Here is a 23,680-nt window from a genome sequence, read left to right as displayed (position 1 = left end):
CGACGCTGCCACCAGCATGGTCGGCACGATCGAAGTCGGCGAGCGCGACAAGCTCGACCTCGACGCGCTTGGGGCTTGGATGACCGCCAACGTGCCGGGCTATGCCGGCCCGCTCACCTACGCGAAGTTCGCCGGCGGCCAGTCGAACCCGACCTACCGCCTCGACACGCCGGAGCGCGCCTATGTCCTGCGTCGGAAACCGTTTGGGCCGATCCTGCCCAGCGCACACGCCGTCGACCGCGAATACCGCGTGATCGCGGGGCTGCATCCGACCGGCTTCCCGGTCCCGCGGCCCTACGGCCTTTGCGAAGATGCGGCTGTGATCGGCTCGGCCTTCTACGTCATGGAGATGGTCGAGGGCCGGACGATCTGGGACGGCGCGATGCCCGGCGCGACCCCGCCCGAGCGGACTGCTCATTACGAGGCGATGGTCGACACGCTCGCCGCGCTCCACAACACCGATTACGCGGCGGCGGGGCTCGGCGACTACGGCAAGCCCGGCAATTATTTCGAGCGCCAGGTCGGTCGCTGGACCAAGCAATACCGCGCCGCAGAGACCGAGCACATGGAGTCGGTCGAACGCCTCATCGAATGGCTCCCGCGCACGCTCCCCGAGCAGACGCGTACCTCGATCGTCCACGGCGACTACCGCATCGACAACATGATCTTCGCGCCGTCAGAGCCGAAAGTCACTGCTGTTCTCGACTGGGAGTTGTCGACTCTCGGCGATCCGCTCGCCGACTTCTCGTATCTGCTTATGAGCTGGGTGACCGAACCCGAGGGACGCTCAGGTGTGCTAGGCATGACCGGGCCGGAGACGGGCATCCCGACGATCGAGCAGGTCGTCGAACGCTATTGCGCCGCGACCGGCCGGGACGGCGTCCCCGATCTCAACTGGTATTTCGCCTACAACCTCTTCCGGCTGACCGGCATCGTCCAGGGCATCAAGAAGCGCATCGTCGACGGCACCGCCTCGAGCGCGCAGGCGGAGAAGACGGTGGCGAAGATCCACGGGCTGGCGGACGCGGCCTGGGGCTTCGCAGTGAAGGCGGGGGCTTAGTTCATGCCCCCCAATCCTCCCGTCATCCCAGCGAACGCTGGGATCTCCCGGTTTGGATCGGAGCACCAGCCAACCGGGATACCCCAGCTTTCGCTGGGGTGACGGAATTGGTTGGGATAAGTCGCTACGGGAGCAGAAGATGTCGCAGTTCGATCTGACCGGGATGGTCGCCATCGTCACCGGATCGTCGCGCGGGATCGGCCTCGCATCCGCGCGCGAACTCGCCGGTCACGGTGCGAAAGTCGTGATCTCCAGTCGCAAGCAGGACGCCTGCGACACCGTCGCCGCGGAGCTCAACGCCGAGCACGGCGACGGTACCGCGATCGCGATCGCCGCGAGCATTTCCGACAAGGCAGCCCTCCAGCACCTCGTTGACCAAACGCGAGCCCACTTCGGCCGCATCGACACCCTCGTCTGCAACGCCGCCTCGAACCCCTATTACGGCCCCCAAGCCGGCATCGCCGACGACCAGTTCCGCAAAATCCTCGACAACAACATCGTCTCCAACCACTGGCTGATCCAGATGGTCGCGCCCGAGATGCTGGAGCGCCGCAGCGGCAGCATAATCATCATCTCGTCGATCGGCGGCCTGCGCGGCTCGCCGGTGATCGGCGCCTATTGCATCAGCAAGGCCGCCGACATGCAGCTCGCGCGTAACCTCGCGGTCGAGTTCGGCCCGTCCAACGTCCGCGTGAACTGCATCGCGCCGGGCCTGATCAAGACCGACTTCGCGCGCGCCTTGTGGGAAGACCCCGACCGGATCGAGGCGGCCAATACGCGCGTCCCGCTCCGCCGAATCGGCGAGCCCGAAGAGATCGCCGGCGCGGTCGTCTTCCTTGCCTCGCAGGCCAGCGCGTTCATGACCGGCCAGACGATGGTCATCGACGGCGGCGTCACGATCTAACCGGAAGGGAACCCCATGCGTTTCGAGAACAAGTCGATCATCGTCACCGGCGCAGGATCGGGCATAGGCCGCGCCGCCGCGCTCCTGTTCGCGGCTGAAGGGGGCAAGGTCATCGTAGCCGACAAGACCGAGGGCGCGGATGAAACCGCCCACTTGATCGCCGAGGCAGGTGGCACTGCCAAACCGATCCGCATTGACGCTGGCCTTGAAGAAGACGTGATCCGCACGATCGCGCTGGCCTGCGACAGCTTCGGCGGGCTCGACGTCATGTTTGCTAACGCAGGCATTTCGGGCGGCATGGCGAACCTGTTCGATACCGACGTCGCGCTCATCACCGAAGTACTCCGCGTCAACCTGATCGGCCCGTTCCTCGCGATCAAGCACGCCGCCCCGCGCATCGCCGAGCGCGGCAAGGGCGCGATCGTCCTCACCGCCAGCGTCGCCGGCATCCGCTCCGGCGCCGGCTCGCCCGCCTATTCCGCGTCCAAGGCCGGCGTCATCAACCTCGCCGCCGTCTCCGCGCAGCAGCTCACCGGCTCGAACGTCCGCGTCAACGCGATCTGCCCAGGCCTGACCGAGACCGGCATGACCAAACCCGTGTTCGACTATGCGCGCGAGGCGAACAAGATGGACCGCGTCGGCCGCCTCAACCCGCTCCACCGCGGCGCGCAGCCCGAGGAACTGGCGAAAGTCGCGCTGTTCCTCGCCTCCGACGACGCCAGCTACGTCAACGGCCAGGCGATCGCGGTCGATGGCGGCCTGTCGTCGAGCCACCCGGTGACGCGACAGGAGTATGGCAAGACCGCCGCATGACCCGAAGCGCGGACGAGGACCCGCCGCTGTCGACGCCCGACGGTCGCTATATCGTCGTCCGCGGTCGGTTGTGGCGCAAGGCGAACCCCGATCTGTCCGATGCGGATCGGGATCGATTCGTGCATGATCTGATGAACGCCCGTCGTGCGGTGGCGCAGGCTCGTCGAAACGACGATGCGGACGCCGAACAGGCGGCGCACGCTGCGGTTGACGTGGCCAAGCGGCATCTCGGCGAAAGAGGTCCGGTGTGGTGGACGGACGAGGCTCCCGATTTGAACCGACATATGGCCAGGACGACCCCCTATGCGGCATGGTTCGCTACAATAAAGGCGTCCCGTCTATAAGACGGCTGCCTCGTTCAAGTCTCTACGATGACACGAAATTTACTATAGGATGCGGCGATGATCTGCGTCGAAACGGGTGGGTAATCGCCTTAACCCACGGCAATGGAAGGAACGGGCGGCGTTCAAAAGCGTCCTTCGCCCTATGGAAATCCAGCAATCATCTTTATTCCCCTGGCGTCACAAGGATCAGGACGCGCACGTCGCGCTGCTCCGCGATCACATCGCCGAGGCCAGTTTCCCGTGCGTCGGCGCGAAAGCCGCGGTGGCCAAGGGGACCTTGGAAGTGCTGTCGTGCAACCGGATCGACAGTGCGTGGGACGACGTTCGTATCCATGACGGGTTGTTGACCTTTGCGGCGGCGTACCGCGCGGACCCGGCGCTGTTCCGCAGTTTCGCGGTTGTGTTCGACGAGCCGGTGACGTTCGACGAGCCGACCTTCGAGCGGCATTTGTGGAACCGTATCCAGTCGATATCCGACAAGGATGTCTGGCGCGGGCAGGATTACGACAAGCGAGTGAGCGCCGATCCGGACAGCCCGCATTTCTCGCTCAGCTTTGGCGGCGAGGCGTTCTTCGTGGTTGGCCTGCATCCCAATGCCAGCCGCCCCGCGCGACAGTTCGCGCGTCCGTCGATGGTGTTCAATCTCCATGATCAGTTCACGACCCTGCGCGCGCAAGGCCGTTACGAGACGATGCGCGAAAAGATCATGATTCGGGACGAGGCGATCGCAGGATCGCGGAATCCCATGCTCACGCGCCACGGCGAAATGAGCGAGGCGCGTCAGTATAGCGGGCGCTCGGTCGACGATGTGTGGCGCTGCCCGTTTTCCTATCAGGGGTCGTCGCAGTGAATGGCGTGACCGATGCGCTCGCGGTGGTCGAGATCCCCGAGCGGAGCGGCACGGCCTTCCGGCTGGCGCGGGGCGAGATCTTGACGGTGATTGATCCGCGGGGGGAGCAGGTCGCGGATTTGCTGGCGTTCGCGGCAGACGATCTGGACGAGGTCATTTCTTCGGGCAGGACGCTCGATTATGCCGAGACGATCTATCTGACGACCGGGCATGTGCTGTATTCGAACCGCTCGCAGCCGATGCTGGAGATCGTCGCCGACGATGTCGGGCGACATGACTTTCTGCTGACGCCGTGTTCGTACGACACGTTTCATCATTTCTATCCGACCTTGCCCCCGCATCGCGGCTGTTTTGGCAATCTCGCTGCGGCTTTGGCGCCCTACGGCGTTCTGCCTGACCGAATTCCTACCGCGTTCAACTGCTTCATGAACGTGCCGATCGATGCGGAAACCGGGAAACTGCAGGTCTTGCCGCCGATCAGCAAGGCCGGCGATCAGATCGTGTTTCGCGCCGCGATGGATCTCGTGATCGGTCTCACGGCCTGTTCGGCGCCGGACTCGAATGGCGGGACCTTCAAGCCGATCCATTATGCCATCGGTCCGAATCCGCGACTGACTTAGGCTTAGCGGCTTTGCCCGTTGCGCCTGTGTCCGGTGCCTCGAGCAAGCGATCGTGACTGCTTGCGTAACGACTTTGTGGGGACCATTTGATGGCTGCGGGCGTTGAGCGTCCGACCCCATAAAGGAGAATCCCCATGGCTTTCGAACTCCCACCGCTGCCGTACGCCTATGATGCGCTCGAGCCGGTGATCGACCAGGAGACGATGAAGTTTCATCATGACAAGCATCACGCCGCGTACACCGCGAAGCTGAACGAGGGCGTCGAGAAGGACTCGGCTCTCGCCGGCAAGTCGATCGAGGATATCCTTGGCATGATCTCGTCGCAGCCGCCGTTGGTCCGCAACAATGGCGGTGGTTTCTGGAACCATGATTTCTTCTGGAAGACGATGGCACCTAAGGCCGGCCAGGCCCCGTCGGGCAAGCTGGCCGAGGCGATCGATCGCGATTTCGGTAGCCTCGACAAGTTGAAGGAAGAGTTCAACACCAAGGGTGCGGGGCAGTTCGGGTCGGGTTGGGCATGGCTGATCGCCGATGACAGCGGCAAGCTGAAGGTCACGAGCACGCCGAATCAGGACAACCCGCTGATGGACGACGCCAAGGAGCCGGGCGCGCCTTTGCTCGGCAACGACGTGTGGGAGCACGCCTATTACCTGACGTACAAGAACGATCGTCCAGGCTATCTGAAGGCCTGGTGGGATATCGTGAACTGGGACGTCGTCGGTGAGCGCTACGCGAAGGTCGCGGGCTGAGCTCAACTCGAGCAAACCTACCCAATAACCACCGTCACCCCAGCGAAAGCTGGGGTATCCCGGTTGGCGGTTGTCTCAGCTAGAACCGGGAGATCCCAGCTTTCGCTGGGATGACGTGTTTAAGTTGGGATGACGGATAGTTAAGTTACCCTTCGGGCGGCAGGTCGGTCACGGCTTTGTCGCCCGTTTGCAATCCGTGCTTCAACAGCATCGGGATGTTGGCGAATGCGAACAGCAACGTCAGCGGGATCGCACCCCAGAGCTTGAAGCCGACCCAGAAATCCCAGGTCGTGTTGCGCCACACCGCTTCGTTCAGCACCGCCATGAAAACGAAGAACACTGCCCAGTTGCGCGTCAGCTTGCGCCAGCCATCGGCGGACAGGCCGGGATAGGCGGTGCCGAGCAGCGACTGGAGCAGCGGGCGGCCGGTGACGAGCCCGAAGGTCAGGATGGCGGCGAACATCGCGTAGATGATCGTCGGCTTCATCTGGATAAAGCGCTGGTCGTGGAAATAGATCGTCAGCCCGCCGAATACGACGATCAGCGCGCCCGACAGCCACAGCATCGGCGAGATATGGCCCGCCTTCACCTTCGACACGATCATCGCGGCGACGGTGGCAATGATGAACGCGGTGGTCGCGGCAACGACACGAACGATCGGCAGGCCAGGGGTGAGGAAGTTCACCGCGAAGAAGATCGCCAGCGGGCCATAGTCGATGGCCATGCGGAGGCCGGGGGATAGGGGGGGCTTGGTCACTGGGTTTTTGGTTCCTGGCGGAGAGGTGTGCGTGCGGGCATGTACCTCGATACAGGCTCTCGACAAGCTCGATCCTTACTCAGCACGAACGGGATGGGGGTAGGCATGTGAGTCCAACCACCCGTTCGTCCCGAGTAGCCGTCGAGCTTGTCGAGGCGGCGTATCGACGGACAGTTCCGCGCGTTACTTCCGAACGCTTTCGACGCCCGCGATGATCCGGCTGACCTCGTTGGCATCGAACGGCCGCAGATCCGTCATCCCCTCGCCGATGCCGATCGCATGGATCGGCAGGCCGTATTTCTCCGCCGCCGCGACCAGGACGCCGCCGCGCGCGGTGCCGTCGAGCTTTGTCATCACGAGACCGGTGACGCCCGCGACCTCCTTGAAGACCTCGATCTGCTGGAGCGCGTTCTGGCCGGTGGTGGCGTCGAGCACCAAGACGATATCGTGCGGGCTCTCCGGGTTGATCCGGCCGAGGACGCGGCGGATCTTGGCCAGTTCGTCCATCAGCTCGCGCTTGTTCTGGAGGCGGCCGGCGGTGTCGACGATCAGTACGTCGATGCCGGTCTCGGTCGCCTTCTTGACCGCGTCCCAAACCACGCCCGCCGCGTCGCCGCCCTCGGGGCCGGTCACGATCGGCACGCCGACGCGCTCGGCCCAGGTGCGGAGCTGGCCGATCGCGGCGGCGCGGAACGTGTCGCCCGCGGCCAGCATCACACCGTAATCCTGCTCCATCAGCAGATGCGCGAGCTTGGCGATCGTCGTGGTCTTGCCCGATCCGTTGACGCCGATGACGAGGATCACCTGCGGGCGCGGGAAGGCGTCGATCTCGATCGGCTTGGCGACCGTGGCGAGGACCTTCTCGACCTCTTCCGCGACGATCACGCGGATGCCGAGTTCCTCCATGTTGCGCTCGAACGTGTCTTCGGCGAGGCGGTGGCGGATCCGGCCGGCGGTCTCGGGGCCGAGATCTGACGCGATCAGTGCTTCCTCGATGTCGTCGAGCGTCGCGTTGTCGAGCCGCGCGCCGCCGAGGCCGGCGAGGTTGCCGACGAGCCGGTCGGAGGTGCGCTTGAAGCCGCCGATCAGCTTGTCGTGCCAGGTTGGGGTGGTGCTCATGATGGTTCTCGTGTTGCGCTGAGGCGGTCGCTCGTGACGCCGGTGATCGTGATGCGGACGATGTCGCCGGGTAAGGCGGGTTCGTCCAGTACGACTTCTGCGAAATTGCCGATATGGCCGCGGTCGCCGGGGCGTTCGACGAGCATGTCCTGGTGGGTGCCGACCAAGGTTTGCAACCAGGTGGTTCGCGATCTTTCGCCGGCCTCCCGGAGAAGCGCAGCGCGGTGGCGGCGAACTTCGGGCTCGACCTGCGGCATCCGTGCGGCGGGGGTGCCGGCGCGGGGCGAATAGGGGAAGATGTGCGGGTGGACGATGTTGCAGTCGTCGATTAGCGCAAGCGTGTTGGCGAACATCGTCGCGTCTTCGGTCGGGAAGCCGGCGATCAGGTCCGCGCCGATCGCGATATCGGGGCGCGCGGTCTTGAGGCGCTCGACCAGAGCGACGCTTTCTGCACGCGAATGCCGCCGCTTCATCCGCTTGAGGACCATGTCGTCGCCGGCCTGGAGCGAGAGATGGACGTGCGGCATGATCCGCGGCTCGCCGGTTAGCAGGGCGAACAGGCGGTCGTCGATCTCGATGCCATCGAGCGAGGATAGGCGCAGGCGTTCGAGCTTTGGCACGTGGTGCAGGATGCGCTCGACCAGCTGGCCTAGCGTTGGCGTACCGGGAAGGTCGGGGCCATAGCTGGTGAGGTCGACGCCGGTGAGGACGATCTCGCGGTGCCCGGCGTCGACAAGGCCCGAGATCCGATCGACGACCGCGCCGGCGGGGACCGAGCGGCTGGGGCCGCGGCCGAACGGGATCGCGCAAAAGGTGCAGCGGTGATCGCAACCATTCTGCACCTCGACGAAGGCGCGGGCGTGCGCGGAGAAGCTGGCGGCAAGATGCGGCGCGGTCTCGCGGACCTGCATGATGTCGGACACGACCACCGCGTCGTGGGTCTGCCATGCCGAAGACTGCAGCTTGTCCGCATTGCCGACGACGCGGTCGACCTCGGGCATGGCGGCGAAGCTGGCGGGGTCGATCTGCGCGGCGCACCCGGTGACGACGATCTGGGCCTCGGGGCGGTCGCGTTTCGCACGGCGGATCGCGACGCGCGTGGCTTTCACGGCGGCGTTGGTTACCGCGCAGCTGTTGACCACGACCATGTCCCGCCCGGCGACGAGCGCGCGAATGGTCTCGCTTTCGGCGATGTTGAGGCGGCAGCCGAGGCTGATGACCTCCGGCAGCGGGGCAAATGGCATGGAGCGCGATTTAGGAGGGGTGGGGGGCGAAGTCCACGCTTTGCGTTGCGGCGCCAGGGTGTCGGACTTTCCGTTCTCCTGCGAACGCAGGAGCCCAGGGTACCAACCGGACCACTGCTTGGCCCTGGGCTCTCGCCTGCGCGGGAGAACGAGAATTAGGGAGCAGCTTTATACACGGCACACCACCCCGGCGGAGGCCGGGGCCCAATTGGGAGACAATGGTGGTGAAGGACGGTCCTTCGTTACTGCGACCTGTCCAACTGGGGCCCGGCCTCCGCCGGGGTGGTGGCGTGTGAGAGGGCGAAAAAAACCTTACCCCGCCAATCGCGGTGCAGTCCCCCGGGGCGGCGGTACATCGCGATCCGGCCGCTGCGCCAGCAGGCGCTTCTCTGCCAGCAACCGCCGGACCTGCGCCGCGCCGAGCGGTCGCCCGTAGAGATACCCCTGGCCCTTCGCGCACCCGATCGCGCGCAGGCGTTCCTCGATTGCGGCGTCCTCGATGCCCTCTGCGGTGGTCGGTAGGTTGAGGCTGTCGCCGAGCCGCGCGATGGTGTTCACGATCGCCATGCTCTCCGGATTATCCAGAATCGAGGTGACGAAGCTCTTGTCGATCTTGATCCTGTCGAATGGCAGTGCCCTCAGATGCGCGAGGCTCGAATAGCCGGTGCCGAAATCGTCGAGCGCGAGGCGGATGCCCTGGTTCTTCAGGCTGCCCACGATCGACTGCGCCAGCGGAAGGTTGTCGAACAATGCGCTCTCGGTGATCTCGATCTCGAGCCGGCTGGCGGGGAAGCCCGTCTCGACCAGCGTCTTGATGATCTTCTGCGCCAGCCACGCATCGCGCAGTTGCAGCGGCGAGACGTTGACCGACAGGCTCAGTCCCGCGTCCCAGTCCCGCGCGGCGGCAAACGCCTGGCGCATGATCGACAGCGAGAGATCGCCGATCAGCCCGATCTCCTCGGCGATGGGAATGAAGACGTCGGGCGCGATCGTGCCCCGTGTCGGATGTTCCCAGCGTGCGAGCACTTCGAAGCCGGTGATGCGGCCGGTGGTCAGGTCGACCTGCTGCTCGAAATAGGGGACGATTTCCTGCGCAGGGATGGCGTTGCGCAGGCCGGATTCGAGCTCGCCGCGCAGTTGCAGCGAGCGCTCCATCGAATGGTCGAACCAGGCATGGCGGCTGCGTCCGGCGGTCTTGGCGGCGTGGAGCGCGATGTCGGCGTTTCGCAACAGCGCGTCGACCGAGGCGCAGTCGACGTCCGAGCGGGCGATACCGATCGACACGCTCATATGGATGTCGACGCCGTTGGCGCGGAACGGGAGCGCGAGGCCGGTCACCATGCGCTCGGCGATCCGGTCGGCGACGTTCTTGTGCGCGGCGTCGAACACGAAGGTGCAGGCGAATTCGTCCGCGCCGAGCCGTGCGAGCAGGCTGGCGCCCGGCGCGATCGCCGCGATCGTCTCCGCGACATAGGCGAGCAGCAGGTCGCCGACCGCATAGCCGTGCAGGTCGTTGACGCCCTTGAAGTGATCCACGTCGATCGTCAGCATGGCCATCGCCTTGCCGCGGCGGCGGGCACTGGCGAACAGTGTTGCGCCGTCCTCGGACAGGCTGCGGCGATTGAGGAAGCCGGTGAGCGGATCGCGTTGCGCCAGGGCTTGCGCGCGGTGGCCGGCGTCGGTGAGATCGCTCAGTTCCTCGGCGAGTGCACGGTAGCGGAACCAGCCGAACAGAATCAGCGCAATGTTGAGAAGCATCGCCGCGATCAGCGTCCGGTCGATGACCGCGGTGCTGCCGTGCAGGTGCGCGATCGCTTTGCCCAGGACCGCTCCGCCGGTGCCGACGAGTAGCAGAACCGCGGCGCCGGTTACGGCGCCGGTCATGAATTCCCGACTGATGTTGCGGGGCGCACGCGTCGCCGCCGACTTTGCGGTCATTGGGGTGTCCGGTCCTTGATTGGTTGCCGGTGTGCCATGCGAGAGGTGTAGGAGATGTTAAGGCGGCGTTAGCGCGGGACAGGGCGTGGCGTGGCTGCGATTGGTTGATCACGTCGCGGGAGAACAAGGAAGTGAGCGCTCGATAATTCTAACCCACGCCCCGATCTTGCATCTCCGGCGGCATTCCAGTAAGTGGCCCATCACGTTCCGTTACGGAGCGCATAGGACGAGCATCCAAGGATGCACGCTGGCCGGCGAGGTTTCGCCCGCCGGCGCTTTTGCGTTTGGTGGCGGTGTATGGGAGTATTTCGATGTTCGAAAGCCTGAGCGATCGACTTGGCGGCGTCTTCGACCGCCTTCGCGGCCGGGGTGCGCTGACCGAAGCGGACGTGCGTTCGGCGATGCGCGAGGTGCGCGTCGCGTTGCTCGAAGCCGATGTCGCGTTGCCCGTGGCGCGCGAGTTCGTCGACAAGGCGACCGAGAAGGCGATCGGCCAGAATGTCCTCCGCTCGGTCACGCCGGGGCAGCAGGTCGTCAAGATCGTCAGCGATGCGCTGGTCGAGATGCTCGGTTCCGAGGCTTCCGAGCTGGAGCTGGGCGTCACCCCGCCGGCCGTGATCATGATGGTCGGCCTCCAGGGCTCGGGCAAGACGACCACTACCGCCAAGATCGCCAAGCGGCTTGCGGCAGGACAGGCCAATTTCGGGCAAGGCAGCCGCGAGCGTAAAAAGGTGCTGATGGCGTCGCTCGACGTCAACCGCCCGAACGCGCAGGAGCAGCTGGCGACGCTCGGTACGCAGATCGATGTCGCGACGCTGCCTATCGTGCAGGGCCAGCAGCCGGTCGATATCGCCCGCCGCGCGATGCAGGCGGCCAAGTTGCAGGGCTATGACGTCCTGATGCTCGACACCGCGGGTCGACTCCATGTCGACCAGGCGTTGATGGACGAGATGAAGGCGGTCGCCGACGTCGCGAAGCCCGCCGAGATCCTGCTCGTCGTCGACTCGCTGACCGGTCAGGACGCGGTCAACGTCGCGCAGAACTTCTCGGATCAGGTGCCGCTGACGGGTATCGTGCTGACCCGCATGGACGGCGATGCCCGCGGCGGCGCGGCGCTGTCGATGCGCGCGGTCACTGGCAAGCCGATCAAGTTCGCGGGCACCGGCGAGAAGCTCGATGCGCTCGAGGCGTTCCATCCCGAGCGCGTCGCCGGCCGCATCCTGGGCATGGGCGACGTCGTCAGCCTGGTCGAGCGCGCCGCGGAGTCTATCCAAGCGGAAGACGCCGAGCGGATGGCCGCCAAGATGGCCAAGGGTCAGTTCGACATGAACGACCTGCGTGCCCAGCTGGCGCAGATGCAGCGGATGGGCGGGCTCGGCGCGCTGGCGGGGATGATCCCCGGCATGAAGAAGGCGCAGGGCGCGGTCGCGTCGGTCGGTGGCGAAAAGGTGCTGGTGCACATGGACGCGATGATCGGATCGATGACGATCAAGGAGCGCAACAAGCCCGAATTGATCAACGCCAAGCGCAAGATCCGCATCGCCAAGGGCTCCGGGACGACCGTTCAGGAGGTCAACAAGCTGCTCAAGATGCACCTCGAAATGTCGACCGCCATGAAGAAGATCAAGAAGATGGGCGGCATGAAGGGCATGATGGCGATGCTCGGCAAGGGCAGCCTCGGCGGCGGCCTTGGCGGCATCGGCAACGCGATCGGCGGGCCGCAGATGGGCGACATGCTCAACAAGGCTGGCGCTGGTGGCCTTCCGGGCGGTAGCGGCGGTTTGCCAGGGCTTGGTGGCCCCAAGATGCCGCAGATGCCTGCCGGTTTCGAAGATTTTCTGAAGAAGAAATAACCTGCCCATGTCCGTCATCCCAGCGAAAGCTGGGATCTCATGCGGATAGGGCGCGACACCAACCACAAGACCCCAGCTTCCGCTGGGGTGACGAAATCCAAGAAGGAATTACGACATGGCAATCAATATTCGCCTCGCGCGCGGTGGCTCCAAGAAGCGTCCTTACTACAAGATCGTCGTTGCCGACGCGCGTAGCCCGCGTGACGGCCGCTTCATCGAAAAGATCGGCAACTACAACCCGCTCCTCGCCAAGGACAACGAGCAGCGCGTGCAGCTCGACGCCGACCGCGCGAAGCATTGGCTGAGCGTCGGCGCGCAGCCGACCGACCGCGTCGCGCGCTTCCTCGACCAGGCCGGCGTGCTCGAGCGTTCGGCGCGCAACAACCCGAACAAGGGCAAGCCCGGCGAGAAGGCCACCGAGCGCGCCGAAGAGCGTGCGACCAAGGCGGCTGAAGCTGCCGAGGCCGAAGCGGCTGCAAAGGCTGCACCTGCGACCGGCAGCAACGAAGAGACCGAGCAGGTCGCCGCTGCTGAAATCGAAGACGCTACGAGCGCTTCGTAAGATCCGGGGGCGGTCGGTATCGTGTCGACCGCCCCTTCTCCGTCATGCCGGGCTCGTTCCGGCATCCGCACATTCGAGAGAATTGGGTTCGCGGAACGGTGGACCCCGGAACAGGTACGGGGTGACGAAGGACGCGGGTAATCCCGCTCCGACTACAGGTGCGCTCCGCACCCGATCCGCCGTTCGTGCGTTCTTCATCGGTACCCCCGAAAAGGAGCGCATGATGGCCCCCGAATCCGACCCCCGCACAGCCCCCGCACCCGAGGACATCGAAGATGCCACCAACCAAGGCGTCTCCGCCGACGACCCCGCCGAAGGCTCCGACGACACCCCCGGCCGCGATGAAGGCTCCGCGCAAGGATGACGTGACGCTCGCCGTCGTCATCGGTGCGCACGGTATCGGTGGCGAAGTGCGGCTGAAGGTCTTCGCCGAGAATTTTGGAAGCTATAAGAGCTTCAACAATGGCGCGCTGTCGCTGAAGTCCGCCCGCAGCGGCAATAACGGCATGATCGCGCGCTTCGGCGAAGTCGCCGATCGCAATGCCGCCGAGGCGATGCGCGGGACCGAGCTGACCGTGCCGCGATCATCGTTGCCGCCACTCGACGACGGCGAATATTATCACACCGACGTGATCGGGCTCGATGTCGTGTCGACGGATGGTGAAGCGATCGGCCGAGTCGTCGCGATCGACAATTTCGGTGCGGGCGACGTGATCGAGATCGAACGCCTTCCCGTGGACGACAAGCCCGGCAAGCGCTTCATGGTGCCGATGCGGGTCGAAGCGGTACCGGAGTGGGATGCCGACCGTCTCGTCGTCGAAGCGTCTTTCGCAGCCGAATAACAGGCTTTAGCGACCGCTTCCTTGCTCTCCCGCGAAGGCGGGAGCCCAGTCTGGGTCCCCGCCTTCGCGGAGAAACAATCCTCCGTTGTAGTGTCTGACTACCGCCGCAGCGGCCGCTGGTCGGCGAGCATGTTGCGGATCGTCGTGGCGGCGACGCCGGCCTCGCCCATCGCATGGCTGATCTGGTCCAGACCCTTCACGACGTCACCGGCGGCGAACAGGCCGGGGATCGAGGTGCGCTGGTGCGAGTCGACCTCCAGGCACCCATCCTCCGAAGCCCTTGCGCCGGCCGCGACGGCCAGTTCCGACCGGATGACCGAGCCTAGCGCCGGATAGACGCTGTCGAACGCCAGCCGCCCCTCGACCGTATCGAGAGCCAGCTTGCCCCCTTCGATCGCATAGTTGCCGCACGGGCCACCGACCCGGACGATCCCGGCGTCGTCGAGCGCCGCTTCGCACTTCGGATCGAGATCGTGCCCACCTTCAGGCGCGATCAGCGTCACGTCCTTGGTATATCCGCGCAGGAACAGCGCCTCGCGCATGCCGTGGTCGCCGGTGCCGATCACCCCGACGCGCTTGTCGGTGACCTCGTAACCGTCGCAGATCGGGCAATAGCGGAAGAGGCCGGCTTCGAGTGCTTCGTCGTGGATAGCGTCGGGCATGTCCGGACGATTGTTCACGACCCCGGTTGCGAGCAGGACACTTCGGGCTCGGGCGCGGCGATCGCCCAGCCGCACGGTGAAGCCGTCGTCGTCGACCTCTATCGCATCGACCCGCACGCCTTCGCGCACCGCTCCATAATTCTCCGCCTGCGCCAGCATGCGCGCAAGCAGATCTGTCCCGCGGATACCTTCCGGATATCCTGCATGATTATGCGTGCACGGGATCAACGCTGCGCGGCTGCTGCCGCAATCGAACAGCCGGATCGAGAGATGGAATCGCGCAAGATAGATGGCCGCGGTCAGCCCCGCCGGGCCGGCGCCGATGATGATGCAATCGTCCATCCCCCGCGAGCGTTTCGCCAGCGTAATTGTTCCGCTGCGCCGATCCGTATAGGTGCTGGGCGAAGTTGGCGCTGCACGCTGGCGCAAACGCTTAGAGAATTGGACGCTGTGACTTTCGCTGCCACGATATTGACGTTGTATCCGGAGATGTTTCCCGGGCCGCTGGGGACGTCGCTTGCGGGCCGGGCGCTCGGGGAGGGGCGGTGGTCGTGCTCGCCGGTACAGATCCGGGACTTCGCGACGGACAAGCACAAGTCGGTGGACCATACGCCGGCGGGGGGCGGGGCCGGGATGGTACTCAGGGCCGACGTGGTGGCCTCCGCGATCGACAGCGTTGCGGATGGGCGGCCGGTGCTGGCGATGACGCCTCGGGGCAAGCCGCTGACCCAGGAGCGGGTGCGCGAACTCGCGCAAGGCCCCGGCGTCACCATTCTCTGCGGTCGGTTTGAGGGCTTCGACGAGCGGCTGTTCGAGGCACGCGATATCGAGGAAGTCTCGATCGGCGACTACATCCTGTCGGGCGGCGAGATGGGGGCGCTGGTGTTGCTCGATGCTTGCATTCGGCTGCTGCCCGGCGTAATGGGCGCGGCTTCTAGTGGGGATGACGAGAGCTTCGAAACAGGGCTGCTCGAATATCCGCACTATACCCGACCTCAGATATGGGAAGGGCGCACGATCCCGCAGGTGCTGCGATCGGGGGATCATGCGAAGATCGCGGCATGGCGCAAACGCCGTGCGGAGATCGATACACGGTCACGGCGACCGGACCTTTGGGAGCGCCATGAGGGTGCTCGGGTTCAGTCGCCCTCTGGCGCGCAGCGACACGAGGACGAGACATGAACCTGTTGCAGACGATCGAAGCCGAGAACATCGCGAAGTTCCTGGCCAACAAGACGATCCCCGATTTCCGCCCTGGCGATACGCTGAAGGTCGGCGTGAAGGTCGTCGAAGGCGAGCGCACGCGTATTCAGAACTACGAGGGCGTTTGCATCGCGCGCTCGAACAAGGGCATGGGCTCGAACTTCACCGTGCGTAAGATGAGCTTCGGCGAGGGCGTCGAGCGCGTCTTCCCGCTCTACTCGCCGAACGTCGATTCGATCGAAGTCGTCCGCAAGGGCGCCGTGCGTCGCGCCAAGCTGTATTACCTGCGTGGCCGCACCGGCAAGGCAGCGCGTATCGCCGAGCGTCGCGACACGCGCCCTGCCAAGGGCACCGCAGCCGCCGATTAATCGGAGCCTGCTAGAGTTGAGGAAGGGCGCGGGGGCGATGGTCCCCGCGCCCTTTTTCGTTGTGTGCGGGGTGGAGGCAGTCAGCGCGTCACGAGCAATTGCAAGCCATCGGTGCCTAGCGCTGGCCGGGCATGACCCAACCCCACTACGTCATCCTGACGAACGTCAGGACCCAGGGTAACGAACGTTGCGCTGTTTGGCTCTGGGTCCTGACTTTCGTCAGGATGACGGAGTGTGTGAGGGGGGCGATCGCGATCGCGAATATCGCGCCTGAAGGGGCGTACCGGTGTCTGGTGGCCCGCAGGCCGCCGTCAGCCCGCCTCAACCGCCCGTCAGGCGTCGCGCCATGTCCCCGGTGCCAGATCCGCCAAGGTCCACTCGCCGATGCTCCACCGGACCAGCCGCAGCGTGGGGTGGTCGATCGCGGCGGTCATGCGGCGGACTTGGCGGTTGCGGCCTTCGCGGATCGTTATCTTCAGCCAGCAATCGGGGATGCTCGCGCGGACCCGGATCGGCGGCACGCGCGGCCAGAGGTCGGGCGCGTCGATCCGCTCGACGTCGGCGCGGGCAGGGCCATCCTTCAGCACGACGCCCTGTCGCAACCGGTCGAGCGCGGCGGGATCGGCATCGCCCTCGACCTGCACGAGATAGGTTTTCGGCAGCTTGAACTTCGGGTCCGCGATCCGCGCCTGGAGGCGACCGTCGTCGGTCAGCAGCAACAGCCCTTCGCTATCGCGGTCGAGCCGCCCCGCCGGATAGACGCCCGGCACGTCGACGAACTGCGACAGCGTCGCGCGCGGGGTCGGACTGTTCACGTCGGTGAACTGGCTGAGGACGTCGTACGGTTTGTTGAACAGGATTACTCGGGGCATGGCGGGGCTTTAAGTGATGTCAATGACAGCTTTTAGTTTCTACGCCGACTGCTCATCAAAACAGTCTCATTTCTTGTAACTTTCGGTCGCAACAGCATTCTCAATTTCTGTCTGAGTTATTCTCATCAACTCAACAACCTTATCGCGAAATATTCCAATCCTCTCTGGAGCAAACTTAAGAGACGAGCCATGAGCGATATGATTTCGTGAATCGAGGAGATCTTTATCTATAAAGTCATAATACTCCAAAAAGCAGTCGGAGTTAATACCGAGGCATATGCAACAAAATTGCAAAACCTCAACCTTGAGGTTCGAAGCACCGTTTATACGCTCGAAGTTCCCCTTTTTAAAAAGCCTGTCCCCTTCTGAGCGTATATCAAGCAAAAATCGGTTAAATTGAATGGATCCGGCGACCTGTTGGGCACGGTAGCGCTTGCGTATGGTTAGTGCCCAGAACTCGTTTCTAAGATCAACCAATAGTATTCGCTTATCACCTACAAAGTTTAAGTAAGAGTTTGCTGCGTGAACAAAATACCCTTCCCAATGTGCATAAAGAACAGGTATTGATGCGCGCAGCAATGCGCTTTGCCGAGTGCCTGATGCCTCACCGCATGCTCTCACTATCTCTGAAAGTTCTATAATTCTCCAGGTTATGTCGCTTTGAAGTCGCTCGGTTAAGGCGGTTTCAGGCAGCATCGGAAAAAAGCTTGATGCCTAATGGTACCGTATATTGAACTCGATCGGTACCTGCGATGCCAGCTGCCGAAAACTTTTTGGCGTCATCAGATGCCCAAAAGGCAGTAATGCGTTCGCGAATAAAGTCTTTTGGATTAGCCTTTTGTTTGATCGCGGTAAGATTCTTTAGCATTCCTACTAAAATTATTTCGATCGATGTTCTTCCGATACGGCCAATAAACTCGCCGTCCCTGTATGGACGTAGTGCGTTGTATCCGCATGAAGCGACTAAGAGATCAATGCCGTCACGCAGTGTTGCGAAAACCTCATCACGACGTTCTTTGCCTTCATTCGCCAATTCTACCATTGATTGCGTTACATATTCCTCAATATCCACGCCGATCCGGTAATCTTTGAAAGAGAACGCAATAATCTTCGATAGATTGTCAAGGTCGTTCGATTTTCCAATGGATCGGTTTCCAAGAGGAATAAGTTTTTTAAATACCTCGGACGAGGCAAATGCTTTCATCTCGCCAAAGAAGTCGGCATTTACCATAACGATCGCACAGTTTCTCAGCTCTTGGTCATTGGCGCTTAGGCCACCGCTGTTCAGTCTTTGAAAGAGATCGTATTTGCTCTTTGGATCGCTCTTCTTCTCTAAAAGCTGAATGCCGATCTTAGTTCGCTTGATGGCGCGCTGCGTATCGCCGTCAAAAGCGTAATAAAAAGCAGTATTATCGATCCAGCTTTCAGGCGAACTGACCTTGCGAAGGGCGTCAATCGCGAGTTGAGATTTCTTCAAATCGTCAGACCAGAAAGACCCCCTCAAAGATGGAAGGTATTGTGTGCCGACCAAAGCTCTCGGAACTATGGAATCTTTAGTATCGGGATCTTTAAGCTCGCCTGTGAATTCAAGAATAGTTGAAAGTCGCTGGAGTCCGTCAATTACTTCCCATCGGCTATTAGGGAGCTAAAAAACAAAAATCGATGGAAGTGGAATTCTTACTAGTATCGATTCAATTAAGCGAGATTTCCTTTCGATATCCCAACGAAATAGTCTCTGGAAATCCGGATCTATAATTATATCGCCATCGCGATACATATTAATCAATTCGCCAATAGTAAGGCTAAAGGCGTCAGTTGATACTTGCCTAGACGCTTTTTCTATTTCTTTTTCTAGCGTCATGAATAACGTCCCGGCCAATTTAGTGTGCGTTTGCTAACCCTAACATTGAGCGGGCCCATCGTACAATACGGTTGTCCAACGAAAAAGGGCCGTGGTTGTTACACCACGACCCCATAACTGGATCGACAATTCCCAAGCCCTTACTGGTCGAGGAAGCTCCGCATTTTTCGGCTACGCGACGGGTGCTTCAGCTTCCGCAGTGCCTTCGCCTCGATCTGGCGGATGCGCTCGCGGGTGACCGAGAACTGCTGGCCGACTTCCTCGAGCGTGTGATCGGTGTTCATGCCGATGCCGAAGCGCATGCGCAGCACGCGCTCTTCGCGCGGGGTGAGCGATGCCAGCACGCGCGTGACCGTCTCCTTGAGGTTCGCCTGGATCGCGGCGTCCACCGGGATGATCGCGTTCTTGTCCTCGATGAAGTCGCCGAGGTGCGAATCCTCCTCGTCGCCGATCGGCGTTTCGAGGCTGATCGGCTCCTTGGCGATCTTCATCACCTTGCGCACCTTCTCCAGCGGCATGGAGAGGCGCTCGGCCATCTCCTCCGGGGTCGGTTCGCGGCCCTGCTCATGTAGGAACTGGCGGCTGGTGCGGACCAGCTTGTTGATCGTCTCGATCATGTGGACCGGGATACGGATGGTCCGCGCCTGATCCGCGATCGATCGGGTGATCGCCTGGCGGATCCACCAGGTCGCATAGGTGCTGAACTTGTAGCCGCGACGATACTCGAACTTGTCGACCGCCTTCATGAGGCCGATATTGCCCTCCTGGATGAGATCCAGGAACTGCAGGCCGCGGTTCGTGTATTTCTTGGCGATCGAGATCACCAGCCGCAGGTTTGCCTCGACCATCTCCTTCTTGGCGATCCGCGCCTCGCGCTCGCCCTTCTGGACCATGTTGACGATCCGGCGGAACTCGGTGAGCGCCATGCCGGTCTGCTGCGTGATGTCGGCGATCTCGGCGCGGATGCGCTCGACCGCCTCGCCCTCGTTGAGGACGAACGCGGTCCACTTCTTGTCGACCTTGTTGACCGTCGCCAGCCAGTTCTCGTCGATCTCGTGGCCGATATACCGGTCGAGGAAGTCCTTGCGCGGCACCTTGTGGCGCTCGGCGAGGCGCAGCATCTGGCCACCCAGCGCGGTCAGGCGACGGTTATAGGCATAGAGCTGATCGACCAGATATTCGATCTTGGCGTTGTGGAACTGGACGCTCTCGACTTCCGCCGTGAGTTCCTCGCGCAGCTTCTGGTACTTGCGCTCGTCGGCAGCCGAGAAATCGCCGCCGATGCCCATCGCGTCGACGCGCGACTGCTGGATCTTGCTGAACTTCTTGTAGAGCGCGGTGATGCTGGCGAACCGCTCGAGCGCGATCGGTTTCAGCTGCTCTTCCATCTGCGCGAGGCTGAGGGTGTTGTCCTCCTCCTCGTCGTCCGACGCACGCGGAGTCCGGCGCTCGCCGTCCTCGTCCTCGTCGGCGGACGGCTCTTCGGGCTCGGCCTCTTCCTTGAACGAAGGGCCGGCGTTCTTTTCGCTGATCTCGCCGTCGTCGGCTTCGCCGTCCTCGGCCATAGCTTCCGGCGCCGGGTCCTTCGACAGCATCGCGTCGAGATCCATGATCTCGCGCAGCTGCATCGTGCCCTCGTTGAGCGCGGTCGACCAGTCGATGATCGCGTTGAAGGTAATCGGCGATTCGCAGAGACCCAGGATCATCGTGTCGCGGCCCGCCTCGATGCGCTTGGCGATCGCGATCTCGCCCTCGCGGCTGAGCAGCTCGACCGCGCCCATCTCGCGCAGGTACATGCGGACCGGATCGTCGGTGCGATCGATGGTCTCTTTCTTCTTCTCGATCGCGGGGCCTGTGTCGGCATCCGCGTCGGCGGCCTCCGGCTCGTCCTCGTCGTCCTTGGCGGGCTCGGTCTCTCCGTCCTCGCCGGCTTCGTCGTTCTCGACGATGTTGATGCCCATCTCGCTCAGCGCGGCGCTGATGTCCTCGATCTGGTCGGACGACATCTCGCCCTGCGGCAGCGCCTCGTTGAGCTGCTCATAGGTGATGTAGCCGCGCTTCTTGGCGCGCGCGATGACCTTCTTGATCGACGCATCGTTCATGTCGATCAGCGGCGCATCGCCGGTTTCGTTCGTCTCGGCGGGTTCCGCCATGTTCGCCTTAGCCATCAATCGCCCTCGGTACCCAACGCTCGGGCGTCTTCGTTCGACTGTACAAGATTTGCAAGTCGGACTTCCAACGCCTGTTTCTCTCTTACCATAGCCACTTGTCGTTCAAACGCATCTTCGGTGAAGTGCGTCTGCATCGCCGCGGTCGCCTGTTTCAGCGCCGCGTCGACTTCCGGGCGTGCGACCATGATCGCGATCGCCTCGTCTAGGTCGGCGCGGACGCGGGCTGGATCGGCCGTGGTCTGCGTGAACGAGTAGGGCATCGTATCGGCTCTCAACAGGTCACTCGCGACTGAATTGAAACCGGACCTCGCCAATATGGTGAGAAGTCGCCCGCTATCAAGCTTCTGGTCCTCAAGTGCAACATCCACGACCGCTTCGAACAACCGGCCGAGCGCACCGTCGATGAGTTGCAGGGGGCCGAGCACCTCCATGTGCCGCGCGATCTCAACGGGATGGCGGATCAGACCGGCGAGCACCGCCTTCGCCAGCACGCGGTCGATTCCGGTCGCGAGAAACGCTTTTGCGTCCTCGGTGACGGGGGCGGCGGGGGGCTTCCAGCCGCCTTTGGGGCGTTCGCCGCGGGGGACGAAGGGGGCGCGGACGGGTTTGAAGTGCTTGTAGAAGCGGTCCTTGAACTCGGACTGGTATTCCTGCTTCACCGATGCGTCGGCGATGCCCTCGGCAAGCTCGTGCAGGCGGCGCTTGAGGCCGGCGCGCTGTTCGGGGGTGTCGAGTGCCTCGGCGGCGACTTCGGAGGCCCAGAGGCGCTCGACGAGCGGTTCGGGGGTCTTGAGCAGCGCCTCGAACGCGGCGGGGCCGCCCGAGCGGACGAGGTCGTCGGGGTCCTGGCCTTGCGGGAGCGTGACGAAGGCGAGGCTGCGGCCGGGGGCGAGCAGGGGGAGCGCGCGGTGCGCCGCGCGGAGAGCTGCCTTCTGGCCTGCGCTGTCGCCGTCGAAGCAGAGGAGGGGGACGTCGACCATCCGCCACAGGCGTTCGAGCTGCGCTTCGGTGAGCGCGGTGCCGAGCGGGGCGACGGCCTCGCCGAACCCGGCCTGGGCGAGCGCGATGACGTCCATATAGCCTTCGACCACGAGGACGCGGCCCGATTTGCGCGAGGCGGGGGCGGCCTTGTCGAGGTTGTAGAGCGTGCGGCCCTTGTCGAAGAGCGGGGTGTCGGGGGAGTTGAGATATTTGGGCTCGCCACCGTCGAGCACGCGCCCGCCGAACGCGATCGTCCGGCCGCGCGGATCGCGGATCGGGATCATCAGCCGGCCGCGGAACCGGTCGTACGGGTCCTTGCCCTCGACGTTGATGAGCATGCCGGATTCGACCAGCATCGGGTCGCCGTATGTTTTCAGCGCGGCTTTCAGCTTGCCGCGGCTGTCGGGGGCGAACCCCATGCCGAACGCGCGGGCGGTGTCGGGCGTGATGCCGCGGCGGTCGAGCAGCGCGCGGGCGTCGGAGCCGGGGAGGCCGTTCAACTGTTCGGTGAACCAGTCGGCGGCGTCGGACATGACCTCGTGCAGGCCCTTGGCGCGTTCGGCCTTGGCGGCGGACTGGCGGTCCATCGCGGGCATGTCCATCCCGGCGGCCTGGGCGAGCTCCTTGACGGCATCCATGAAGGGGAGGCCGCGCTGGTCGGTCATCCACTTGATCGCGTCGCCGTGGGCGGAGCAGCCGAAGCAGTGGTAGAAGCCCTTGTCGTCGTTGACGTAGAAGCTGGGCGTCTTCTCGTTGTGGAACGGGCAGCAGCCCTTGTGCTCGCGCCCGGCCTTGGTGAGCTTGGTGGTCTTGCCGACCAGCGCGGACAGCGACGTGCGGCCGCGGAGTTCGTCGAGGAATTGCGGGGTCAGGGCCATTAGTTCGCCCCAGCTACGACAGAGCCCCCCCGCCCGCTTGCGGGAGGGGGCTGGGGGGTGGGCACGCGCTCGGTTCCGATCGCGGCGGCCAGAAGGGTCTCCAGCACGCCCGCCATGTTGCTCGTCAGATCGTTGTTCCAGAATCGGATGACGCGGTAGCCTGCTGCTGCGAGGTCGCGGGTTCGCGCCTCGTCATAGGAGTGGTGTTCGCCGTGCTGGCTGCCATCGAGTTCGACGATCAGCTTGTGCGAGCGGCAGACGAAGTCGGCGAAATAGCCGGCGATGGGAAGCTGGCGGCTGAATTTGAGGTTCTGGAGCCTGGAGCCCTTGAGTTGCCGCCATAACATCTGCTCGGCATCTGTCGCGTCGTTGCGGAGGTTGCGGGCTCTCTCGGTCGGTCGGTCCAGTCGATGGCGCGGGCCCACCCCTCGGTCCCCTCCCGCTTGCGGGAGGGGAGGAAGAAGGGGCTCCGCCTCGTTCATTTACGAGAGCGCCGCCTTCACCAGCCCGCTCGCCTTGCTCATGTCGAGCTCGCTTGCGTGGCGCGCCTTTAGTTCGGCCATCACGCGGCCCATGTCCTTCATGCCGGTCGCGCCGAGTTCGTCCTTGATCTTGAGGATCGCGGCGGTCGTTTCCGCCTCGCTCAGCTGCGCAGGGAGGAAGCGTTCGATCACGGCGACCTCGGCCGACTCCGCGTCGGCGAGTTCCTGGCGGCCGCCGTTCGAAAACATTTCGATCGACTCGCGGCGCTGCTTGACCATCTTCTGGAGCACTTCGACGACCAGCGCGTCGTCGCTCTCGGGGGCCTTGCCGGTGCGCGCCTCGATGTCGCGGTTCTTGATCGCGGCCTGGATCAACGAGATAGCGTTGCGGCTCTGCTTGTCGCCGGCCTTCATGGCGGTCAGCTGCGCAGCCTTGATGTCGTCGCGAATCATGTACTGGTCTTTCAGGCGGTTCGGGATAGCCCGACGGGATAGCGCGTCCGCCGCCCGTTTAACAGATTGACGCTGCGGCACGCCGGCCTTAGCG

The 23,680-nt window shown here is 63.6% G+C and carries 24 protein-coding genes and 1 pseudogene; 13 read left to right on the top strand and 12 right to left on the bottom strand.

The genetic code is table 11. The annotated features are described in order from the left end of the window. Nucleotides 1-16: 16 nt before the first annotated feature. The 7 genes from SPHN_RS05315 (at nucleotide 17) to SPHN_RS05285 (ending at nucleotide 5,340) form a co-directional block, all read left to right on the top strand. Entirely contained in the window at nucleotides 17-1,060 is a 1,044-nt protein-coding gene (locus SPHN_RS05315; protein ID WP_248522383.1) for a phosphotransferase family protein, read from the top strand. A gap of 139 nt (nucleotides 1,061-1,199) precedes the next feature. After that, the gene (locus SPHN_RS05310; RefSeq protein WP_248521765.1) at nucleotides 1,200-1,964 is read left to right on the top strand and encodes an SDR family oxidoreductase; all 765 of its coding nucleotides are present in this window, start codon (nucleotides 1,200-1,202) and stop codon (nucleotides 1,962-1,964) included. Between the two features lie 15 nt (nucleotides 1,965-1,979). Beyond that, nucleotides 1,980-2,777: an SDR family NAD(P)-dependent oxidoreductase gene (locus SPHN_RS05305; RefSeq protein WP_248521763.1), complete on the top strand. Its 798-nt coding sequence runs from the start codon at nucleotides 1,980-1,982 to the stop codon at nucleotides 2,775-2,777. Next, on the top strand, nucleotides 2,774-3,121 hold the full coding sequence (locus SPHN_RS05300; protein ID WP_248521761.1) for a hypothetical protein: 348 nt from the start codon (nucleotides 2,774-2,776) through the stop codon (nucleotides 3,119-3,121). Before SPHN_RS05305 ends, SPHN_RS05300 begins: the two co-directional genes overlap by 4 nt. 142 nt (nucleotides 3,122-3,263) lie before the next feature. Continuing rightward, entirely contained in the window at nucleotides 3,264-3,971 is a 708-nt protein-coding gene (gene gntA / locus SPHN_RS05295) for a guanitoxin biosynthesis heme-dependent pre-guanitoxin N-hydroxylase GntA (protein WP_248521759.1), read from the top strand. A 5-nt stretch (nucleotides 3,972-3,976) separates the two neighbouring features. Continuing rightward, nucleotides 3,977-4,591 (top strand): DUF1989 domain-containing protein, encoded by a 615-nt coding sequence (locus tag SPHN_RS05290; RefSeq protein ID WP_248521758.1) that lies wholly within the window; start codon nucleotides 3,977-3,979, stop codon nucleotides 4,589-4,591. 134 nt (nucleotides 4,592-4,725) lie between these two features. After that, complete coding sequence (locus SPHN_RS05285; RefSeq protein ID WP_248521757.1) at nucleotides 4,726-5,340, top strand: superoxide dismutase; 615 nt, start codon at nucleotides 4,726-4,728, stop codon at nucleotides 5,338-5,340. Between the two features lie 145 nt (nucleotides 5,341-5,485). On the opposite strand, the gene SPHN_RS05280 is transcribed toward SPHN_RS05285, so the two are convergent. The 4 genes from SPHN_RS05280 to SPHN_RS05265 form a co-directional block, all read right to left on the bottom strand. Beyond that, the gene (locus SPHN_RS05280) at nucleotides 5,486-6,097 is read right to left on the bottom strand and encodes a septation protein A (protein WP_332797730.1); all 612 of its coding nucleotides are present in this window, start codon (nucleotides 6,095-6,097) and stop codon (nucleotides 5,486-5,488) included. A 183-nt stretch (nucleotides 6,098-6,280) separates the two neighbouring features. Next, complete coding sequence (gene ftsY / locus SPHN_RS05275) at nucleotides 6,281-7,216, bottom strand: signal recognition particle-docking protein FtsY (RefSeq protein ID WP_248521755.1); 936 nt, start codon at nucleotides 7,214-7,216, stop codon at nucleotides 6,281-6,283. Beyond that, a complete protein-coding gene (gene mtaB / locus SPHN_RS05270; RefSeq protein ID WP_248521754.1) occupies nucleotides 7,213-8,460 on the bottom strand; it encodes a tRNA (N(6)-L-threonylcarbamoyladenosine(37)-C(2))-methylthiotransferase MtaB in 1,248 nt (415 codons plus the stop codon). Before mtaB ends, ftsY begins: the two co-directional genes overlap by 4 nt. A gap of 312 nt (nucleotides 8,461-8,772) precedes the next feature. Further along, on the bottom strand, nucleotides 8,773-10,398 hold the full coding sequence (locus SPHN_RS05265) for a putative bifunctional diguanylate cyclase/phosphodiesterase (RefSeq protein ID WP_248521753.1): 1,626 nt from the start codon (nucleotides 10,396-10,398) through the stop codon (nucleotides 8,773-8,775). Nucleotides 10,399-10,709: 311 nt separating this feature from the next. On the opposite strand from SPHN_RS05265, the gene ffh reads away from it, so the two are divergent. The 4 genes from ffh (at nucleotide 10,710) to rimM (ending at nucleotide 13,655) form a co-directional block, all read left to right on the top strand. After that, a complete protein-coding gene (ffh, locus tag SPHN_RS05260; RefSeq protein WP_248521751.1) occupies nucleotides 10,710-12,251 on the top strand; it encodes a signal recognition particle protein in 1,542 nt (513 codons plus the stop codon). Between the two features lie 115 nt (nucleotides 12,252-12,366). After that, nucleotides 12,367-12,813 carry a 30S ribosomal protein S16 gene (gene rpsP, locus SPHN_RS05255; protein ID WP_187504196.1) on the top strand — a complete coding sequence of 149 codons (447 nt, stop codon included), beginning with the start codon at nucleotides 12,367-12,369 and terminating at the stop codon, nucleotides 12,811-12,813. A 223-nt stretch (nucleotides 12,814-13,036) separates the two neighbouring features. Next, entirely contained in the window at nucleotides 13,037-13,177 is a 141-nt protein-coding gene (locus SPHN_RS05250; protein WP_168371615.1) for a hypothetical protein, read from the top strand. Then, a complete protein-coding gene (rimM, locus tag SPHN_RS05245) occupies nucleotides 13,155-13,655 on the top strand; it encodes a ribosome maturation factor RimM (protein WP_432715055.1) in 501 nt (166 codons plus the stop codon). Before SPHN_RS05250 ends, rimM begins: the two co-directional genes overlap by 23 nt. Nucleotides 13,656-13,753: 98 nt before the next feature. On the opposite strand, the gene SPHN_RS05240 is transcribed toward rimM, so the two are convergent. After that, entirely contained in the window at nucleotides 13,754-14,659 is a 906-nt protein-coding gene (locus SPHN_RS05240) for an NAD(P)/FAD-dependent oxidoreductase (protein ID WP_248521747.1), read from the bottom strand. Between the two features lie 108 nt (nucleotides 14,660-14,767). Between SPHN_RS05240 and trmD the strand changes: the two genes are divergently transcribed. Beyond that, nucleotides 14,768-15,499, top strand: a complete 732-nt coding sequence (trmD, locus tag SPHN_RS05235) for a tRNA (guanosine(37)-N1)-methyltransferase TrmD (RefSeq protein WP_248521745.1) — start codon at nucleotides 14,768-14,770, stop codon at nucleotides 15,497-15,499. After that, nucleotides 15,496-15,888, top strand: coding sequence for a 50S ribosomal protein L19 (gene rplS / locus SPHN_RS05230; protein WP_248521743.1), 393 nt, complete (start codon nucleotides 15,496-15,498; stop codon nucleotides 15,886-15,888). Before trmD ends, rplS begins: the two co-directional genes overlap by 4 nt. Nucleotides 15,889-16,220: 332 nt before the next feature. Here rplS and SPHN_RS05225 read toward each other — a convergent pair whose 3' ends face one another. From SPHN_RS05225 to SPHN_RS05195, 7 genes and pseudogenes are all read right to left on the bottom strand, one after another. Then, the gene (locus SPHN_RS05225; RefSeq protein ID WP_248521742.1) at nucleotides 16,221-16,760 is read right to left on the bottom strand and encodes a pseudouridine synthase; all 540 of its coding nucleotides are present in this window, start codon (nucleotides 16,758-16,760) and stop codon (nucleotides 16,221-16,223) included. A gap of 66 nt (nucleotides 16,761-16,826) precedes the next feature. Then, nucleotides 16,827-17,456, bottom strand: a complete 630-nt coding sequence (locus SPHN_RS05220; RefSeq protein ID WP_248521741.1) for an MAE_28990/MAE_18760 family HEPN-like nuclease — start codon at nucleotides 17,454-17,456, stop codon at nucleotides 16,827-16,829. Then, nucleotides 17,446-18,621, bottom strand: a pseudogene (locus tag SPHN_RS05215) (DUF262 domain-containing protein). The gene SPHN_RS05220 and the pseudogene SPHN_RS05215 overlap by 11 nt, the downstream one beginning before the upstream one ends. A gap of 140 nt (nucleotides 18,622-18,761) precedes the next feature. Further along, nucleotides 18,762-20,789 (bottom strand): RNA polymerase sigma factor RpoD, encoded by a 2,028-nt coding sequence (gene rpoD / locus SPHN_RS05210; RefSeq protein WP_248521739.1) that lies wholly within the window; start codon nucleotides 20,787-20,789, stop codon nucleotides 18,762-18,764. Continuing rightward, nucleotides 20,789-22,651, bottom strand: a complete 1,863-nt coding sequence (dnaG, locus tag SPHN_RS05205; RefSeq protein ID WP_248521738.1) for a DNA primase — start codon at nucleotides 22,649-22,651, stop codon at nucleotides 20,789-20,791. The genes rpoD and dnaG overlap by 1 nt, the downstream gene beginning before the upstream one ends. After that, nucleotides 22,651-23,076, bottom strand: a complete 426-nt coding sequence (locus tag SPHN_RS05200; RefSeq protein ID WP_248521736.1) for an endonuclease domain-containing protein — start codon at nucleotides 23,074-23,076, stop codon at nucleotides 22,651-22,653. The genes dnaG and SPHN_RS05200 overlap by 1 nt, the downstream gene beginning before the upstream one ends. A gap of 57 nt (nucleotides 23,077-23,133) precedes the next feature. Further along, entirely contained in the window at nucleotides 23,134-23,586 is a 453-nt protein-coding gene (locus SPHN_RS05195) for a GatB/YqeY domain-containing protein (protein WP_055878482.1), read from the bottom strand. Nucleotides 23,587-23,680 lie beyond the last annotated feature (94 nt).

Source organism: Sphingomonas faeni, assembly GCF_023195535.1.
Lineage (GTDB): Bacteria > Pseudomonadota > Alphaproteobacteria > Sphingomonadales > Sphingomonadaceae > Sphingomonas > Sphingomonas faeni_B.
Note: the sequence above shows the minus strand (reverse complement) of the source record. Positions and strands in the feature narration are given on the sequence as shown.

Excerpts from the sequence above, each read along its gene's own strand:
- mtaB (WP_248521754.1), bottom strand. The coding sequence starts at position 8,460 with ATGCCATTTGCCCCGCTGCCGGAGGTCATCAGCCTCGGCTGCCGCCTC.
- ffh (WP_248521751.1), top strand. The coding sequence starts at position 10,710 with ATGTTCGAAAGCCTGAGCGATCGACTTGGCGGCGTCTTCGACCGCCTT.
- SPHN_RS05265 (WP_248521753.1), bottom strand. The coding sequence starts at position 10,398 with ATGACCGCAAAGTCGGCGGCGACGCGTGCGCCCCGCAACATCAGTCGG.
- SPHN_RS05195 (WP_055878482.1), bottom strand. The coding sequence starts at position 23,586 with ATGATTCGCGACGACATCAAGGCTGCGCAGCTGACCGCCATGAAGGCC.
- SPHN_RS05300 (WP_248521761.1), top strand. The coding sequence starts at position 2,774 with ATGACCCGAAGCGCGGACGAGGACCCGCCGCTGTCGACGCCCGACGGT.
- rpsP (WP_187504196.1), top strand. The coding sequence starts at position 12,367 with ATGGCAATCAATATTCGCCTCGCGCGCGGTGGCTCCAAGAAGCGTCCT.
- SPHN_RS05225 (WP_248521742.1), bottom strand. The coding sequence starts at position 16,760 with ATGCCCCGAGTAATCCTGTTCAACAAACCGTACGACGTCCTCAGCCAG.
- SPHN_RS05310 (WP_248521765.1), top strand. The coding sequence starts at position 1,200 with ATGTCGCAGTTCGATCTGACCGGGATGGTCGCCATCGTCACCGGATCG.
- rpoD (WP_248521739.1), bottom strand. The coding sequence starts at position 20,789 with ATGGCTAAGGCGAACATGGCGGAACCCGCCGAGACGAACGAAACCGGC.
- ftsY (WP_248521755.1), bottom strand. The coding sequence starts at position 7,216 with ATGAGCACCACCCCAACCTGGCACGACAAGCTGATCGGCGGCTTCAAG.
- gntA (WP_248521759.1), top strand. The coding sequence starts at position 3,264 with ATGGAAATCCAGCAATCATCTTTATTCCCCTGGCGTCACAAGGATCAG.
- SPHN_RS05285 (WP_248521757.1), top strand. The coding sequence starts at position 4,726 with ATGGCTTTCGAACTCCCACCGCTGCCGTACGCCTATGATGCGCTCGAG.
- SPHN_RS05305 (WP_248521763.1), top strand. The coding sequence starts at position 1,980 with ATGCGTTTCGAGAACAAGTCGATCATCGTCACCGGCGCAGGATCGGGC.
- SPHN_RS05315 (WP_248522383.1), top strand. The coding sequence starts at position 17 with ATGGTCGGCACGATCGAAGTCGGCGAGCGCGACAAGCTCGACCTCGAC.
- dnaG (WP_248521738.1), bottom strand. The coding sequence starts at position 22,651 with ATGGCCCTGACCCCGCAATTCCTCGACGAACTCCGCGGCCGCACGTCG.
- SPHN_RS05220 (WP_248521741.1), bottom strand. The coding sequence starts at position 17,456 with ATGCTGCCTGAAACCGCCTTAACCGAGCGACTTCAAAGCGACATAACC.
- rimM (WP_432715055.1), top strand. The coding sequence starts at position 13,155 with ATGAAGGCTCCGCGCAAGGATGACGTGACGCTCGCCGTCGTCATCGGT.
- SPHN_RS05240 (WP_248521747.1), bottom strand. The coding sequence starts at position 14,659 with ATGGACGATTGCATCATCATCGGCGCCGGCCCGGCGGGGCTGACCGCG.
- rplS (WP_248521743.1), top strand. The coding sequence starts at position 15,496 with ATGAACCTGTTGCAGACGATCGAAGCCGAGAACATCGCGAAGTTCCTG.
- SPHN_RS05250 (WP_168371615.1), top strand. The coding sequence starts at position 13,037 with ATGGCCCCCGAATCCGACCCCCGCACAGCCCCCGCACCCGAGGACATC.